The sequence below is a fragment of the Streptomyces sp. NPDC051173 genome, assembly GCF_040689515.1.
Classification (GTDB): domain Bacteria; phylum Actinomycetota; class Actinomycetes; order Streptomycetales; family Streptomycetaceae; genus Streptomyces.
Map to the genome: position 1 here is coordinate 1 of NZ_JBFBBD010000119.1, position 14,402 is coordinate 14,402.

14 protein-coding genes and 1 pseudogene are annotated in these 14,402 nt (G+C 67.3%); 6 read left to right on the plus strand and 9 right to left on the minus strand.

The genetic code is table 11. The annotated features are described in order from the left end of the window. Nucleotides 1-91: 91 nt before the first annotated feature. A complete protein-coding gene (locus tag AB0435_RS32845; RefSeq protein ID WP_366428611.1) occupies nucleotides 92-910 on the minus strand; it encodes a hypothetical protein in 819 nt (272 codons plus the stop codon). Nucleotides 911-1,008: 98 nt separating this feature from the next. On the opposite strand from AB0435_RS32845, the gene AB0435_RS32850 reads away from it, so the two are divergent. Next, a complete protein-coding gene (locus AB0435_RS32850) occupies nucleotides 1,009-1,305 on the plus strand; it encodes a hypothetical protein (RefSeq protein WP_366428612.1) in 297 nt (98 codons plus the stop codon). A 128-nt stretch (nucleotides 1,306-1,433) separates the two neighbouring features. Here AB0435_RS32850 and AB0435_RS32855 read toward each other — a convergent pair whose 3' ends face one another. From AB0435_RS32855 to AB0435_RS32870, 4 genes and pseudogenes are all read right to left on the minus strand, one after another. After that, entirely contained in the window at nucleotides 1,434-1,694 is a 261-nt protein-coding gene (locus AB0435_RS32855) for a hypothetical protein (protein ID WP_366428613.1), read from the minus strand. A gap of 181 nt (nucleotides 1,695-1,875) precedes the next feature. Then, nucleotides 1,876-2,850: a tetratricopeptide repeat protein gene (locus AB0435_RS32860; protein WP_366428614.1), complete on the minus strand. Its 975-nt coding sequence runs from the start codon at nucleotides 2,848-2,850 to the stop codon at nucleotides 1,876-1,878. A 12-nt stretch (nucleotides 2,851-2,862) separates the two neighbouring features. Next, a protein-coding gene (locus tag AB0435_RS32865; RefSeq protein ID WP_366428615.1) for an IS3 family transposase occupies nucleotides 2,863-4,094 on the minus strand; the annotation gives its coding sequence in 2 pieces (ribosomal slippage) (nucleotides 2,863-3,776 and nucleotides 3,776-4,094; 1,233 coding nt in all). A gap of 69 nt (nucleotides 4,095-4,163) precedes the next feature. Next, nucleotides 4,164-4,696: pseudogene (locus AB0435_RS32870) on the minus strand (IS6 family transposase); the annotation flags it as partial. A gap of 185 nt (nucleotides 4,697-4,881) precedes the next feature. Between AB0435_RS32870 and AB0435_RS32875 the strand changes: the two are divergent. Both AB0435_RS32875 and AB0435_RS32880 read left to right on the plus strand, forming a co-directional pair. Further along, the gene (locus AB0435_RS32875) at nucleotides 4,882-5,451 is read left to right on the plus strand and encodes a helix-turn-helix domain-containing protein (protein WP_366428616.1); all 570 of its coding nucleotides are present in this window, start codon (nucleotides 4,882-4,884) and stop codon (nucleotides 5,449-5,451) included. Between the two features lie 30 nt (nucleotides 5,452-5,481). Beyond that, the gene (locus AB0435_RS32880; RefSeq protein WP_366428617.1) at nucleotides 5,482-6,732 is read left to right on the plus strand and encodes an MFS transporter; all 1,251 of its coding nucleotides are present in this window, start codon (nucleotides 5,482-5,484) and stop codon (nucleotides 6,730-6,732) included. Nucleotides 6,733-6,824: 92 nt separating this feature from the next. On the opposite strand, the gene AB0435_RS32885 is transcribed toward AB0435_RS32880, so the two are convergent. From AB0435_RS32885 to AB0435_RS32900, 4 genes are all read right to left on the minus strand, one after another. Then, nucleotides 6,825-7,589 carry an alpha/beta fold hydrolase gene (locus AB0435_RS32885; RefSeq protein WP_366428618.1) on the minus strand — a complete coding sequence of 255 codons (765 nt, stop codon included), beginning with the start codon at nucleotides 7,587-7,589 and terminating at the stop codon, nucleotides 6,825-6,827. A 47-nt stretch (nucleotides 7,590-7,636) separates the two neighbouring features. Continuing rightward, nucleotides 7,637-9,394 (minus strand): non-ribosomal peptide synthetase, encoded by a 1,758-nt coding sequence (locus AB0435_RS32890; RefSeq protein WP_366428619.1) that lies wholly within the window; start codon nucleotides 9,392-9,394, stop codon nucleotides 7,637-7,639. A gap of 171 nt (nucleotides 9,395-9,565) precedes the next feature. Next, a complete protein-coding gene (locus tag AB0435_RS32895) occupies nucleotides 9,566-10,582 on the minus strand; it encodes a TauD/TfdA family dioxygenase (protein ID WP_366428624.1) in 1,017 nt (338 codons plus the stop codon). Nucleotides 10,583-11,498: 916 nt separating this feature from the next. Next, entirely contained in the window at nucleotides 11,499-12,581 is a 1,083-nt protein-coding gene (locus tag AB0435_RS32900; RefSeq protein ID WP_366428620.1) for an IS630 family transposase, read from the minus strand. A gap of 265 nt (nucleotides 12,582-12,846) precedes the next feature. Here AB0435_RS32900 and AB0435_RS32905 point away from each other — a divergent pair, with 265 nt between their 5' ends. The 3 genes from AB0435_RS32905 to AB0435_RS32915 form a co-directional block, all read left to right on the plus strand. Continuing rightward, nucleotides 12,847-13,596 carry an aspartyl/asparaginyl beta-hydroxylase domain-containing protein gene (locus AB0435_RS32905; protein ID WP_366428621.1) on the plus strand — a complete coding sequence of 250 codons (750 nt, stop codon included), beginning with the start codon at nucleotides 12,847-12,849 and terminating at the stop codon, nucleotides 13,594-13,596. A 74-nt stretch (nucleotides 13,597-13,670) separates the two neighbouring features. Then, a complete protein-coding gene (locus tag AB0435_RS32910; RefSeq protein ID WP_366428622.1) occupies nucleotides 13,671-13,898 on the plus strand; it encodes an MbtH family protein in 228 nt (75 codons plus the stop codon). 141 nt (nucleotides 13,899-14,039) lie between these two features. Beyond that, the coding region (locus AB0435_RS32915) for a phosphopantetheine-binding protein (RefSeq protein ID WP_366428623.1) at nucleotides 14,040-14,402 on the plus strand (363 nt) is incomplete at its 3' end.

Sequence of the window (14,402 nt, forward strand, 5' to 3'; positions counted from 1 at the left end):
GACTCGACCGGCACACCGCCGATCACCCAGAAGAATCCTCCGCCGCCCCAGCCGCATGATCAACCCCCGAAGGATTTACGACGCAGACCACTTAGGTGCCGTCCGGCAGCACCGCGTCCGCCTGGAGATCACCGCGCTCGCCGACACCGCCCCAGGCCTCGACGACGCAGCCCCCGAGCGCGTCGCCCGCACCGAGGCCCTCGCCGACGCGGTCGCCGAACTGACCAGCCACACCGCCGACCAACGCCGAGCCCTGGCCGCACTCGGCGCACCCACCCTCCGAGCAGCCCGCCTCAACGAAGACGCCGGCGGCTCCTGGACGCCTCACATCCTCCTCGCCGCCGAGCTCCCCGAAGGGGCCCAGACCGAGGCACTGCTCGACCTGATCACGGCCCAGCCGCGGGTCGCCGGCGCGGTCGTCACGGCCAGCGAGACCGCCGACCGGGCCCCGGAGGAGGGCTGGACCCTGCACTGCGCGGGACCGGACGAGACCATCGTCCTGCCCGACTCCGGCCTGCCCATCAAGCTCCAGGGCCTGACCGACCAGCACTTCGCCGACGCGATCGAGCTGCTCACGCTGTCCGCCGCCGACACCGACGTACCCGCTCGCGACGAGTGGCTTGATGGCCTCCTCGACGCCGAAGAGCAGGCGGAAGAGGACCAGGCTGAGCAAGACCGGGAGGACGGGAGCGAGGACGACCCGTCGGACGACGCTGAGGAGATCGGCGACGGCGAAGCCACGCAGCCGGAGGCCGGTGCCGACGAGGACGGGATGCCGGACGAGTACGCCGACATCGAGCGGGAGGAGCTGGAGACCGCGCACCAGGCCGAGGCCGACACTCCCACCGACGAGACGGGCCAGGGGGCCGTACAGCCCGCAGCCCCCACGAGCGTGGTCTCCGACGGCCAAGCAGAGCACGGCACCACCGGTCCGACCCTCGCTGACCTCTTCGGCCCGCCCGTCGATTCCGTTCCGGCCCCGCCTGGGCCGAGCCGGCCATCCAGGAGATGGTCTCGGCCATCGCCGACGTCGCCTACGAGTTGTCCACCCGCCGCCGGGAAGCCGCCGACTACGCCGGCGCGCTCTGGGCCGCGCACCAGGGCCTCCTAGCCGCCGAGGAGAACGAACTCCTGCACCGGCAGGTCTTCCTGGCCCACCAGGCCGCCGGAGACGTGGATGCCCTCCGCGAAGCCGCCGCCCGGCTGGCTCGCATCAACGAAGGCCTCGGCGGGGGAGTGGACATGGAGGCCGAGACCGCGCAGCTGCTGAGCACCCTGCTGCCGAAGCCGGTCATCCGCCGCTGACAGCCGGTCGCACGTCGCTCCACATGAGAGGCCCGGATTCCCCCGCAGCGGGGGAATCCGGGCCTTGGCCGTTCTGGGCCCTGATCAGTCCGCAACGCCGTATGCGGAAGAGCAGGGCGCGGCTGGTGTCAGGTGCTGGCGTTGCCGTGGTTGTCGATCAGGGGGACGAGTACGCGGACACGTTCGTGCAGGTCACCGACTCCCGTGGCAGAAACCCCGGTCAGGACCTGGTCGAGGCGGGCGAGGCGGGCGCGGGATGTCGAGCGGAGCCGGGCGGCGGGGACCCGGGCCAAGACGTCCAGGGCCCGCTGCGCAGCATCCGTGGGCTGGGTGGGCGCCTCCGCCTGGGCGAGCACCAGGGTGGCCGCGGCCCAGCCGGGGGTGGCCACGGCGGTTGACCCGATGGACGTTTCGGCAGCAGTGCGCGCGGTTGTGGTGGCCGAGGGCGATGGCTGACTCCGCCTGGTGCAGGGTGTACTCGGCGACGTCGAACCCGAACCGGCCCGGAGCGAACCCCACGGCGTCGGCTTCGAGTTCACGCGCGGCCGCGGCGAGCGCCGTGCCAGCCTCCTACTCCCGTCCGAGGCCCGCCAGGGAGGTCAGCTGCGCCCAGGCGTGCGCCTGGGCCTTCGGCAGACCGGCGGGGGCCTGGGCAACGGCGCGCTCCGCGTAGGAGAGGGCCGTCTCGTAGCGGTTCTCGTAGCGGGCGACCATGCTCTGCGCGCCCAGGGCCCAGGCGGTCAGCCGTGCGTCGTCGGTGCGGGTGCCGTAGGCGGTGGCGGTGGCGAGGTGGGCGCGGGCGCCGGTGTGGTCGTCGAGGTGGAAGGCCAGGTTGCCCATGAGGGCGGATAGCCAGCCGACGTTGCGGTGCACTCCGTCAGCGACCTGCTCGTGGACATGGCCGGTGACAAGGCAGTCGGTGAGCAGGCCCCGGGCGGCCCGTACTTCCTCGAACAGCAGGTAGGCGGGGTGCTTGGGGTAGGTGAGGGCGTAGTGCTCGACGGCCGCCTCCGCCAGCTCGGCGACCTCAGCGCTGCCGTGAGGATCGGCGAGAAGGGCGAGCTGGAGGGATTCACGGACGGCCGGAAGGCCGGCGGCTGTGGTCATGTGCACCACCATTTCCCGTGCGCCAGCGCTGCACGTGTCGGTCTCGGGCCGACCGTACCGGATCACGCTGGACAACTCGCGTTCCGGAAAGACTTGTTCGGCGAAGTCCAGGCCCAGCTGGCCGGGGGTGGCTCCGTAGGCACGGCAGAGCATGACGGTGTACTCGCGGTCGGGGCGTTCGCCGGGGTCGTGTTCCCACCGGCACAGCATCGGGTCGGACAGGCTGCGGGGTAACAGGCCGTCGGCGACGTACTGGGCCTTGACCTGGGTGATGGTCACGGAACGGGACCAGCCCAGGGCGAGCCTCCAGGCCTCCAGCTGCTGCACCTCGGGCAGGGCGCGGCGGATCTCGGCGGCGGTCTGTTCGGTGTCGAGGCGTTCGCGCTGGCAGCGGATCCGGATGTCGGCTGCCGGGCCTTGACCCCGAAGGGTGGACACCTGTTCGTGTCGTTATGCGGCAAGCGTCAGGGTAGCTGACTGCTGTTCGTAGGCGATCGGTGCCTGCTGTCCGTTCGCCGAGTGCCTGCGGCGGGTGTTGTAGCGGGTGGTCCAGCGGAACACCGCCAGGCGGCAGGCGCGGACCCCGTCGAAGCGGCGGGCACCACGGAGCGTCTCGCGTTTGAGGGTCGCGTTGAACGACTCGGCGAGGGCGTTGTCCGCGCTGGTGCCGACCGCACCCATGGACTGCTTAACCTCCAACTCCGCACATGCTCGGGCGAATTCGCGGGAGCTGTACTGGGCTCCGTGATCGCTGTGGAAGACGGCGCCGGCCAGGCTGCCCCGTGTCCGGGCGGCTGCACGGAGTGCGTCGGTGACCAGCGAGGTGCGCATGTGGTCGGCGATCGACCAGCCCACCAGACGGCGCGAGAAGCAGTCGATCACGGTCGCCAGATACAGAAAGTCGCCGTCGCCCACCGGCAGGTAGGTGATGTCGCCGACGTACTTCGTGTTCGGGGCGCTCGCGGTGAAGTCGCGCCCCACCAGGTCCGGCATCGGCGTGGCGGACGGTTCGGGCAGAGTGGTGACCTGACGCTTGCGCAGCCGCAGCCCGGCGATGCCGTACTTACGCATCACCCGTCCGACGCGCTTGTGGTTCACGCGCTCGCCGTCCTCGCGCAGATCGGCGGTGATCCGGGGCCGGCCGTAGGTGCCGTCCCACTCGGCGTGCACGGCCCTGATCCGCTCGGCGAGAGCGGCGTCGGCCTGTTCACGGGCGGCGCGGGCCGCGCGGCCGGCCCGCCACTTGTAGAAGCTGGAGCGGGCGACCTCCAGCACGGCACACAACCGCTTCACGCCCCAGGCGCGGTGATGGTCCTCGACGAACTGGAAGCGGTTGGTCACCAGGTCATCTCTTGTGCGAAAAACTTCGTCGCCTTGCGGAGAATGTCACGCTCGGTGGCGAGTTTCTCCATTTCCTTGCGGGCTGCCGCCAGCTCGCGGCGCAGGGCCTCGTTCTCGGCCTGAAGCTCCTCGGCCGTCGGCGGGGAATCCACCGTGCTCTTCTCCGTGCTCGTCGTGCTGCCCCCGCCGTGGCGGGCCCGTTCGGCCCGCACCCAGTTACGCAGCGTCTCGCGGCTGATCCCCAGATCCTTGCCGATGCCCTCGAAGGTGTGGCCCGGGTCCGACAGGTACAGCGCGACGGCGTCCGCCTTGAACTCGGGCGAGTAGACCTTCATCACCATAAAAGATGCCTCCTACCCGGCCCCTGCCGGGGCCGGGCTCAGAGGTGTCCACCACTCGGGGACAGGTCCCCGTTCACGTTGCCTCGTCGGTTGGTGGCTGTTCTCCGCCCGGTTGTTCAGTCCTTTGTGCGAGCGGTGCTCGACAGAAGGCATGACTTCGCGGTGGGCGGCGCCGTAGGAGCGCAGCTTGTCGGTGACGACCACCCGCGGTACCGAACGCGTCTTCTTCATCAGCCTGCGGAAGAAACGCCTGGCCGCGGCGGTGTCCCGACGGTTCTGCACGAGGATGTCGAGCACGTTGCCGTCCTGGTCGACGGCTCGTCACAGGTACTTCAGCTCGCCGTTGATCTTGATGAAGACCTCGTCCAGGTGCCATTTGTCCCCGGGCCAGGCCGGCGGCGGCGCAGTCCGTCGGCGTAGGCCTGCCCGAACTTGGCGCACCACCGCCGGACCGTCTCGTAGGAGACGATCACGCCGCGCTCGAGCATCAGCTCCTCGACCTCGCGGTACGACAGCGGGAAGCGGTGGTACAGCCACACAGAGTGGGAGATGACCTCGACCGGGTACCGGTGCCCCTTGTATGACGGCGGCGCGCTGCCCACGGACAACCCCTCCTCGCGTGATCAACCAGAAGATCATCTCACTGGGCCAGTCAACGTGACAGTGCCGTCACAGCTGTTCTTTCGAGAGAAATCTCTTGACGTGATTCTCTCGAAGAAACCATACTTGTCGAGTGCCAGCCAATGATCACTCGGCGTCACCACGCCATCTGACTGACCCTTCCTCCATGAGGGCCCTGTCCCATCCCGTGCGGCTGGCGCTGATCGAAGTTCTCACTGTGCATGGCGCGCTCACTGCGACACAGGCCGGGAAGTTGATCGAAGAAAGCCCGACCACCTGTTCCTTCCATCTGCGCCAACTGGCCAAGTTCGGCTTCGTGGAGGAGGCCGGCAGAGGCCCGGGCCGATCTCGCCCGTGGCGGGTGACGCATCTGGGCTGGACTACCGGCGGGGCCGCCGGCGACACAGAGGAAGACGTCGCTGGAGAAGCCCTGGGTGAAATCGCCCTGCAGCGCCAACTCGAACGGCATCGCAATTTCAACCGTCGACGCTCCGACTATCCGCCCCGGTGGCAGGATGCCGGCAGCGAATCCCACACAGTGTGGTGGGTGACACCGGACGAGGCTGCCGCACTCCGACGAGAGATCGACGATCTCGTCCACCGATTCCGTGACCGGCTTGAAGACCCTGCGATGCGGCCGACCGGAACGGCGCCGGTCGAAGTGGTGATGCTATCCCATGTGTTCGTCCCGCCGCAGTCGGTAGTCGGACAGCCGTCTGAGCCGGACGAAGCGTAGAACAAGTAACGAAAACGGGGGGGAATCGGGATGGCTGTAAAGATAGGTATCGAGCGAACTGGCGAGGATTCGCCGCCGCTGCGTAAGAATCGGGACTTCTCGCTGCTGTGGGGCAGTCAGGCTGCGTCGCAGCTGGGATCCGCTGTCTCGATATTGGCGTTTCCACTACTGGTGCTGTCGATCGACGGCTCAGCGGTTCAGGCGGGCGCGGTCGGGACGGTCCAGGCCGTGATTCGCGCAGTGTTCCAGCTCCCCGCAGGCGCGCTCACGGACCGCTGGGACCGGAAGCGTCTCATGCTGGGATGCGATGCCGGCCGTGCCGCGCTCTTCGCGATCCTGGCGGCAGCCATCCTGACTGACCGGGCATCACTACCGCTGGTCTTCGCGATCTCCGGTGCTGCGGCCTTCATGGACGTGCTGTTCGGACCCGCCGAGACGGCGGCCATCAGTCAGCTGGTCCCGGCCGAGAGGATCTCCGAGGCCTTCGCGAAGAACGAGGCCCGTTCCTACATGGCCTCCCTGGCCGGACCCTCTCTCGGGGGTTTCGTCTACGGCCTCGGCCGCGCGATGCCATTCCTGTTCGACGCCCTCAGCTACGTCATATCGCTCATCTCGATCGCCGCTATTCGGAAGCCCCTGCAGCAAGCCTCCGGGAACAGGGAGGACAGCTCGCTGGTGAGCGCTATTCGAGAGGGTATCCACTACGTCGCCCGAAGCCCGTTTCTCCGCTCCGTGATACTCGTGGCAACGCCGGTCAATTTCGCTCTCGTCGCGGCGCAATTCTCCGTCACGCTGGTGCTGAGCGACAACGGTTACGCGCCCTCCGTTCTCGGCGTGGCGCAAGGTGCCATTGCGGTCGGCGGGCTCCTGGGCGCGTTCGCCGCGGCATGGATCCAGCGGCAGGCCTCCTTCTACAACCTGCTGCTGACGGCCGTCTCAATCCTGTTCGTGCTCCTAGTCGCCAGTGCGCTGCTGACCGGCCAGGTTCTCATGGTGCTTCCGCTGGCCATCGGCCTATTCCTCGCGCCCGCCATCAATGCGGCGCTGTTCAGTCGGCTCGCCGCCACCACACCGGACCACATCCGAGGGCGAGTCATCAGTGTCGTCGTCCTGTTCGCCACACTCGCCGCGTCCACGGCGCCGCTCGCTGTCGGCCTCCTGATCGAGCGGGTGACCGGTGTCGCGGCGATGACCCTCTGTGCGGCGGCCATGGCGCTGTCGTTGATCTCGACGGTCCTCCTCCCCGGCCTCCGAAGCGGTACAGCCGGAAACGACGGCTGAAGCTCAAGGCGGGCGCATCGGCCGATGCGCCCGCATACACCGCTGGGGTCCCGGGCAAACATCGCCCGGGACCCCAGCGTTCCCGCTCGGCCTCACGCCCGAACGGAAGCGCCGATCGCAGCGATGTACTGCGGCAGGGTCTTCCAGATTTTGGGCGTGTAGAAGTGCCCGCCCGGCAGCGTGTCGTGACGGTAGTCACCCAGGGCCAGTTTGCTCCACTGCGCCCCGGCGTCGCTCTCGATGACGTCGTCGTCGAGACCGGAGAGCATCTGCACGGGAACGGTCACCTTGGAGCCGTCGATGCAGTGGAACGTGTCCCGCACGCGGATGTCGGCGCGCATGATCTCCAGGGCCATCTCCTGAAGATCGGGATCGCCGAGGACGTGCGGCGCCATCAGGCCGTGCGTCTCCATCCAGTCCAGCAGCTCTGCGTCCGTGTCCCGCTGGGACGGGAACATGTCCCGCGGTGTCAGACCTCGGCTCGGAGCGTTGCACGAGGAGACAACCAGCGCGTCCGGTGCCGGCTGCCCGGCCGCCTCGATGCGGGCGGCGACGTCAAAGGCCATCCAGCCACCCATGCTGTGACCGAACAGGATGTAAGGACGATCGACGGCCGAGATCACTGCGTCGACCGCGTCCTCCGCCAGGGCCGTCCAGTCAGTGGCGAAGTCCTCCAGGAACCTTCCTTCCCGGCCGGGGTAGCAGATGGCCGTGAGGTCGGTGCCCTCGGGGAGAGTGTCGACCCACGGGTGATAGGCGCCCGCCCCTCCACCGCAGAAGCCCAGGCAGATGAACGTACGCTCGGCATCCTCCGAGCGCCGCAGGCGGATGACTGTCGTGTCTTGAATCGGAGCCATGAAACACCTCTTGAGATAGCCGGATTCCAACGCTTCGCCGCGGCCGGTCAGCTGCCCGCCGCGGCGCTCGCGTGGAGGGACTCGACGTGCTCGGCCAAGTCTCGCAACCGGGGGTGCCGGTACACCTCCTTGGTGGGCATGACCAGCCCCAACTGCTTCTTGATGCGGGCCACGACCCGCAGCGCGATCAGTGAGTGACCCCCGAGCGCGAAGAAGTCGTCCTCCGCACTGACGTGGTCCCGCCCGAGCACCTCGACCCAGACCTGGGCGATCAGCGTCTCGAACTCGCCCTCCGGCGCGGATCCTCCGCCACCTTCCCCGCCGCCCCCCACCGCCTCCGGCGCGGGCAGCGCAGCCACGTCGACCTTGCCGTTGACTGTCAGCGGAAACGCCTCGAGTGAGACGAAGGCGGCGGGAACCATGTACGCCGGCAGCCTGTCACCGACGTACTGCCGCAATTCCTCGCCGGCCGGACCGGATTCGCCGAGCACGTAGTAGGCCACCAACTGCTCGCCGACGGCGAGACTGCTGTGCAGGACGACGACCGCCTGGGCGACGCCCGGGACGGACCGCACCACGGCCTCGATCTCGCCCAGTTCTACCCGGAACCCACGAATCTTGACCTGCCGATCGACGCGACCGAGGAACTCCAGCGCACCGTCCGGATGCCGGCTTACCCGGTCGCCGGTCCGGTACATCCGGTCACCGTTCCCCGCGAAGGGATCCGCGACGAATCGCTGCGCGGTGAGCCCGGGACGGTTCACATAGCCGCGCGTCACCCCGGGGCCGGCGACGTACAACTCGCCCGGAGTGCCGTCGGGCACCACCTCGAGCGCGTCGTCGAGTACGTACGCCCGGACTCCGGGCAGCGGAGGGCCGATGTGCGGCCCCGCTCCCTCGATCCACGCGGCGGTCGCGTCCACCGTGCACTCCGTCGGGCCGTACAGGTTGAGAGCCTTGAGCCTGCCGCCGGCGCTGGCGGCCGCGAGCTCCTGCCACGTGCGGACCGGGACCGGCTCGCCCCCCATGAACAGACGCAGCCCGGGCGCGCCGTCCCCCGTTGTCAACAGGCAGTCGCGGAGGATCTCCCAGTGCGACGGCGTCAGATCCAGCTCCTGGAGGTGGTGTTCGTCGATGAGCGCCCGCAGCTGAACGGGATCCGTGCGCTGCTGCTCGTCGATGATGACCAGGGTGTCCCCCCGGCAGACGCGAACCCACTGCTGGACCGACGCGTCGAAGGACATGCTGGCGTTCCAACCCACCACCCGGGGCCGCGACGCGTACATCCCGGCGGACTCCAGTGCGGTCAGCAGCGAGGCCACCCCACCACGGGTGGCCTCGACTCCCTTGGGAACACCGGTCGACCCGGACGTGTAGATCACATAGGCCGCCGATTCGGGGGAGACCGCCGGCTCCGCGTACTGGCCTTCCTCGGTCTCCTCACCCGCGCGCGCCGCCATGAGGCCCTGGACTCCGGCCGGCCACGAGTGCGCGGTACCCTGCTCCAGGACGATCTTGATGCCCGAGTCACGAGCCATGTATTCCAGCCGGTCCTGCGGATACGCGGGGTCGAGGGGCACATAGGCCGCGCCGGCCCGCCACACGGCCAGCAGCGCCACCACGAGATCCGCGCCGCGGGGCAGACACACGCCGACCCGATCACCCTCGCGTACGCCCCTGGACATCAGAGCACCGGCGAGGCGGGCCGAACGCCCGTCGACCTCGGCGAAGGTGACGCTTCCGCCGGCCTCCTTCACCGCGAATCGGTCCGGGGCCGCCAGTACCGCCTGGTGAAAGCGTGTCATGACGTCGGGTACATAGCTGTCCGCCACGTCTTCAGGAGCCCGGGCCCCGTGGTCGACTTGATTCAACATGCGTTGCCTTTCCAACCTACCGAAGTGACTCATCCAGCCCGGAGGCTCCCCGCGCCGTGCTCGGCCGACAGGCGGGACGCGCGCCGGTTTCGAAGCTCGCTGCTACAGCCCGCTCGCGGCCGGGGCGACGGTCGGCCGACACGCCAGGAGGTCGACCGGGTCCCCCATGGCCACGACGATCCTGCGATCCCCCCGGAAGGAGTCCCGTCCATGAGCGGTCAGGACGTTGTCGACGAGCATGACGTCGCCCGGCTGCCAGGTCTCCCGCACGGTCGCCTCCGTGTAGGCGGTGCTAATGGCCTCCAGCTCGTCCCGGGTGAGGCGCTTGCCATCGCCGAAGCCGGTCTCGAACGGCAGCCCGTCGGGGCCGAACTCGTCGACCAGCGCCTCCCGGATCTCCGGGTCCAGGGCCCAAGAGTTCCAGAAGGCAAGGTGGTTGAACCACACCTCCTGCCCCGTCGCGGGATGCGTGATGATTCCGGGCCGGATCTGGGTGGTGCGAAGGTGATCCATGTCATCCCAGGCGCACGAGATCAGGTTCTCCGCGCAGTACTCCTGGACCTGCTCCTTGCTGTCCGCGGCGAACACCGTCCGCCAGTCCAGGGAGATGTGCTCGGAGTAGTTCCGGGTCAGCAACCATCCGGTCGTCCGCATGCGCTCGACCAGCTCCGAGGGAAGGCTCCGCAGGATCCGCCGGCAGTCCGCCACCGGCGTGGCCCCGCCCTCCTCCGGTGCGACCAGGCAGGCGAACATGAGCAGCCCCGGGAACGTCAGGGTGTAGCTGTTCTCGTTATGCATACGGATCGGTTGCGACGGCGGAAGGTCCGTCGACGAGTAGATGTCGTTCCCGAAGCTGCTGCGCGGGGTGGCCTTCTCCCGGTAGGGCGTGCGCTGCGGAATGAGGATGTCCCGGACCAGTCCGAAGGTCTCCACACTGTCGACCGGGAGCCCGCGGAGGTAGACGGCGCCGTACTCGTGCAGCGCCGCCGTTACCTGCGGGCCGTTCAAGCCGAGCCATTCGCAGGCGTCGGCGATGTCCGCGAACGCCGGAACGTTGAGAGTTGCGGGCTTCCCGGTCTCTACCGTCCAGGTCAGACTGCCGACGCTGCCGGCGCTCATCGAAGTCACCACTACACATCCTTTGTTGTTCGCACTGGAATGACTGATGTGACCGTGCTGGGAGCGGAGCCGAACCGGGTGGCCGGATGGTCGCGCTCGCGCGGGCTCCCCGGTCGGCGACCGGAAAGGCCGGGTGCGTCCGAGTGGCGCGTGGCCGACCCGATGCACCATCAGATTGGTTAGGTGCCTTGTCGCTACGGCTCTGACGTGCTCCATCGCGGCATGTGGGAAGGAAGCGACGGCCCTTAGGTCGACGTCCTTCCCGGCAGGTCAGAGTGGTCCGTCGCTGACGGCTCCGCAGAAGAATCGGGTCCGGCTCTGTATAGGTGCTCACGGGCGCCGGCCCTGAGGTTGGTGGTCGCGGACTCGCTCTCAACCCCGCGGCAGCGGGTACCGGCGCGCCGAATCAGCCAGCCATGACGAACGCCCGAGAAACCTGCCGTGCATGATTCACCCTCCCCGTCCGATGCAAGCCCCCGTGCATCGACTCCGACATCCTAGGATGCGCTCACGATACGAACGGTGTGGCGGTCGTCACATGTCCACAATTCTCGGATCGGTGCTATATGCAAACAGGGTTCGACTCCCGCAAGCGATTGACCCTCGATTTCGCGTGAACCGTTCACTGTGGCACACTTCGTCAACCCCTGTCCGATTTGGTCACTATTTGGCGAGGTCGCTGCAGGCTGACTCTCTATCACCTGCGCTCCAAGCGAGGCAAGGTTATTAGCGTCACACGATTTTGCGAAGCAGCCGACCCTAAGATCATCTGGTCGATACACGGGGGCTTGCATCGAGTTGGGGGAAAATTGTGAAGACGTGCACCAATCCTGGGCAACTATCCGTCGCGAACGACAGTCCGGATCCGTCACAGCTCTTCCTTCGCTGCGGCTAGTGTCTGGTGATCCCGTTCATGTCAGTTCGAGTTGTTATTGACGAGTTTCTTCACGTTGGTCGCAACAAGTCGGACCTTCGCGAGGACCTCGTCGGCGGTTGCGGTCCAGGTGAACGGTTTCGCGTTCTCGTTCCAGGAGTTGATGTAGTCGCGGATCTGTTTGATCAGGACATGGACGCTGGAGAACGTGCCGCGACGGATGGACTGCCGGGTCAGGATTCCGAACCAGATCTCGATCTGGTTCAGCCACGAAGAGCCGACGGGAGTGAAATGGAAGTGGACGTGCGGGTTCTTGACCAGCCACTCCCTGACCGCCGGTGTGTTGTGCGTGGACAGGTTGTCCAGGACGACATGGACGTCCTTCCCGGCGTGCGGTTTCACCGCCTTCTTCAAGAAGGCCAGGAAGTCCTTGCCGTTGCGGGTCGGCCTGCACTCGCCGAGTACTTCCCCCGTGGTGACGTTCAGGGCGGCGAACAGGTTCGTGGTGCCGTGCCGGACGTAGTCGGCGGTGCGCTTCTCGCTTGCCGCGAAGGCGACCGGCAGCACCGGCTGGGTTCGGTCCAGCGCCTGGATCTGCGTCTTCTCATCGATCGAGAGGACCACCGCGCCGCCCGGCGGGGCCAGGTACAAGCCGATCACATCGGCCACCTTCTCCGCGAACGCGGGGTCTTTGGAGATCTTGAAGGTGCCGGATCGGTGCGGCTTCAGGCTCTCCTCCCGCCAGACACGCGCGACGCAGTGCCAGGACACGGTGATGCCCTCGGTTTGCTGCAAGTATTTCGCCAGCTCCCGTGTGGACCAGTGCGAAAGCCCCGTGCCGTCCGGCGGTGTCATGCGCGTCAGCGCGATCACCCGGGCCCGCACCCGTGCCGGTACCTGTTCCCTCGCACCACCGGGACGCTCCCCTTCCAGCCCGGCCAGGCCCTGCTCGGCATAGCGGGTCTTCCAGCGGTCCACGGTCGGCAGCGACACCCCGAGCAGCTCGGCAATGTCCTTACGTCGACGCCCCTCGCCCGACCACAGGACGATCCGGCCCCGCGTAGCGATGTCAGCAGGCACATCCCTGCTGTTCACCAACTCCCGCAACTCGGCGGCCTGTTCCACGGAGAGCTCCATACCAAGAGACCCTGCCACACAAGATCAGGTAATGCTGACGGAATCACGCGACACTAGGGCGCGCAGTCTCGTCAATCCGTTTCCGAATCATTGATCACGGGCCGAGCCTGCGCGTCGATTCTTCGCATCTTTTGCAGGAGAAATCCCTGTCGGCATCGGGCCGGTGCAGCCGATCCGGCCTGCCGTATATCGGCCCGCCCGTCTCCCTATCCTCACCCTGGCTCCACCTGTACTGGAAGGAACCGGCGAAACCATGACACCCGAGATCGAGAAGATCTTCGAAGAGGTCAGATCCGTTCATGGAAGGCATTCGATCGAACGGGTTGAGGAGATGCTCTACGCCAACAGGAAGCAGGGGCATCCGCTCCAGGCAGGAGCCAAATGGATCATGCCTGGCATCTCCCAGACACCGTGGCACGACCCCTACGGCCACCCTGAGATCGCACCCGTCGCCCGCGCCTTCGAGGCGAACCACGTCGCGATCAAGCGTGAGCTCGAAGCGGCCTGGGTCGCTGGCAGGAACACTGAGTTCTCCCCGTACGAGCACTATCTGACCCGCCAGGAGAACTGGCAGGCGCTCTACCTGTTCCGGGACGGCATGCCCGTCCCCGCCTCGCGAGCGGTGGTGCCCACCGCCTTTGACGTCCTCAACGAACACGCCGTGGAAACCGGCAAACTCTGCCCGCTGCTGGAGAGCCACTTCTCGACCCTGCTGCCAGGCGCCTCTGTCAGCCCGCACTGCGACCTCTGGAACTTCAGCATCAATCTGCACCTCGCCGTCGACATCCCCGAGGGTTGCGGGATCACGGTCGCCGGCGAAACCCGTGGATGGGAAGAAGGGGCCTGCCTACTCTTCGACTACTCGTTCGAGCACGAGGCCTGGAACAAGGGGACCGGCACGCGGACCTGCCTGCTGGTGGATCTGTGGCACCCCGAGACCACCGTTCCCGAGCGGGAAGCGCTCGTCGCAGTCATCACCGAGATCCGCAGGCTGATGGCATGACGGTCATCCACCCGTAGCCGGTCTCTGTCCTCCGGAAGAATTATTCCCGCAAACCACTACCCAGGAGTCGAGTCATGTCGAACCCCTTCGAAGATGCCAATTCCACTTACCTCGTCCTGGTCAACTCTGAGGAGCAGTACTCCCTCTGGCCGTCGTCGGTGAACATCCCAGCCGGCTGGACCGTCGAGCACGGGGCGGCGCCGAAGGAGAGCTGCGTCGAATTCATTGACGCGACCTGGACCGACATGCGCCCCCGAAGCCTCCGGGACGCCATGGCGAGGTCGGCCACCCCGCAGGCATGACTTCCCGCTGATCGGGGGTGCATCGCACCCGACTCTCGCGGCCGACCGTAATCCAGGAAATTTCTGTGACCAGGCCCGTCGACTTTGGTTTCGAAATTTCGTTTGAAGTATCGATCTTGAGGGGTGGGCATGAATAGCGCCATGCAGGAGGAGATCCTGTGCGGTCTGTTCGCCGACGTGCTCGGTGTGGACCGGGTCGGTGTCGATGACAACTTCTTCGCCTTGGGTGGGCATTCGTTGCTGGCGACGCGGTTGGTGAGCCGGGTGCGTGCCGTGCTGGGCAGTGAGGTGGGGATCCGGGACTTCTTCCAGGCGCCCACGGTTGCCCAGCTGGCCCGGCGACTGCGGGTGGGGACCGGCGGGTCACGGCCGGTGCTGCGGCCGGTCGAGCGCGGCGAGCGGGTGGCACTGTCGTTTGCTCAGCGTCGGTTGTGGTTCCTCGGTCAGTTGGAGGGGCCGAGTTCGACGTACAACGTGCCGTGGATGCTGCGTCTGTCCGGTGCG

What these genes read in the sequence shown, in the direction of transcription:
- AB0435_RS32850 (WP_366428612.1), top strand. Translation starts at nt 1,009, where the DNA reads ATGGTCTCGGCCATCGCCGACGTCGCCTACGAGTTGTCCACCCGCCGC.
- AB0435_RS32875 (WP_366428616.1), top strand. Translation starts at nt 4,882, where the DNA reads ATGAGGGCCCTGTCCCATCCCGTGCGGCTGGCGCTGATCGAAGTTCTC.
- AB0435_RS32880 (WP_366428617.1), top strand. Translation starts at nt 5,482, where the DNA reads ATGGCTGTAAAGATAGGTATCGAGCGAACTGGCGAGGATTCGCCGCCG.
- AB0435_RS32885 (WP_366428618.1), bottom strand. Translation starts at nt 7,589, where the DNA reads ATGGCTCCGATTCAAGACACGACAGTCATCCGCCTGCGGCGCTCGGAG.
- AB0435_RS32890 (WP_366428619.1), bottom strand. Translation starts at nt 9,394, where the DNA reads ATGACACGCTTTCACCAGGCGGTACTGGCGGCCCCGGACCGATTCGCG.
- AB0435_RS32895 (WP_366428624.1), bottom strand. Translation starts at nt 10,582, where the DNA reads ATGAGCGCCGGCAGCGTCGGCAGTCTGACCTGGACGGTAGAGACCGGG.
- AB0435_RS32905 (WP_366428621.1), top strand. Translation starts at nt 12,847, where the DNA reads ATGACACCCGAGATCGAGAAGATCTTCGAAGAGGTCAGATCCGTTCAT.
- AB0435_RS32910 (WP_366428622.1), top strand. Translation starts at nt 13,671, where the DNA reads ATGTCGAACCCCTTCGAAGATGCCAATTCCACTTACCTCGTCCTGGTC.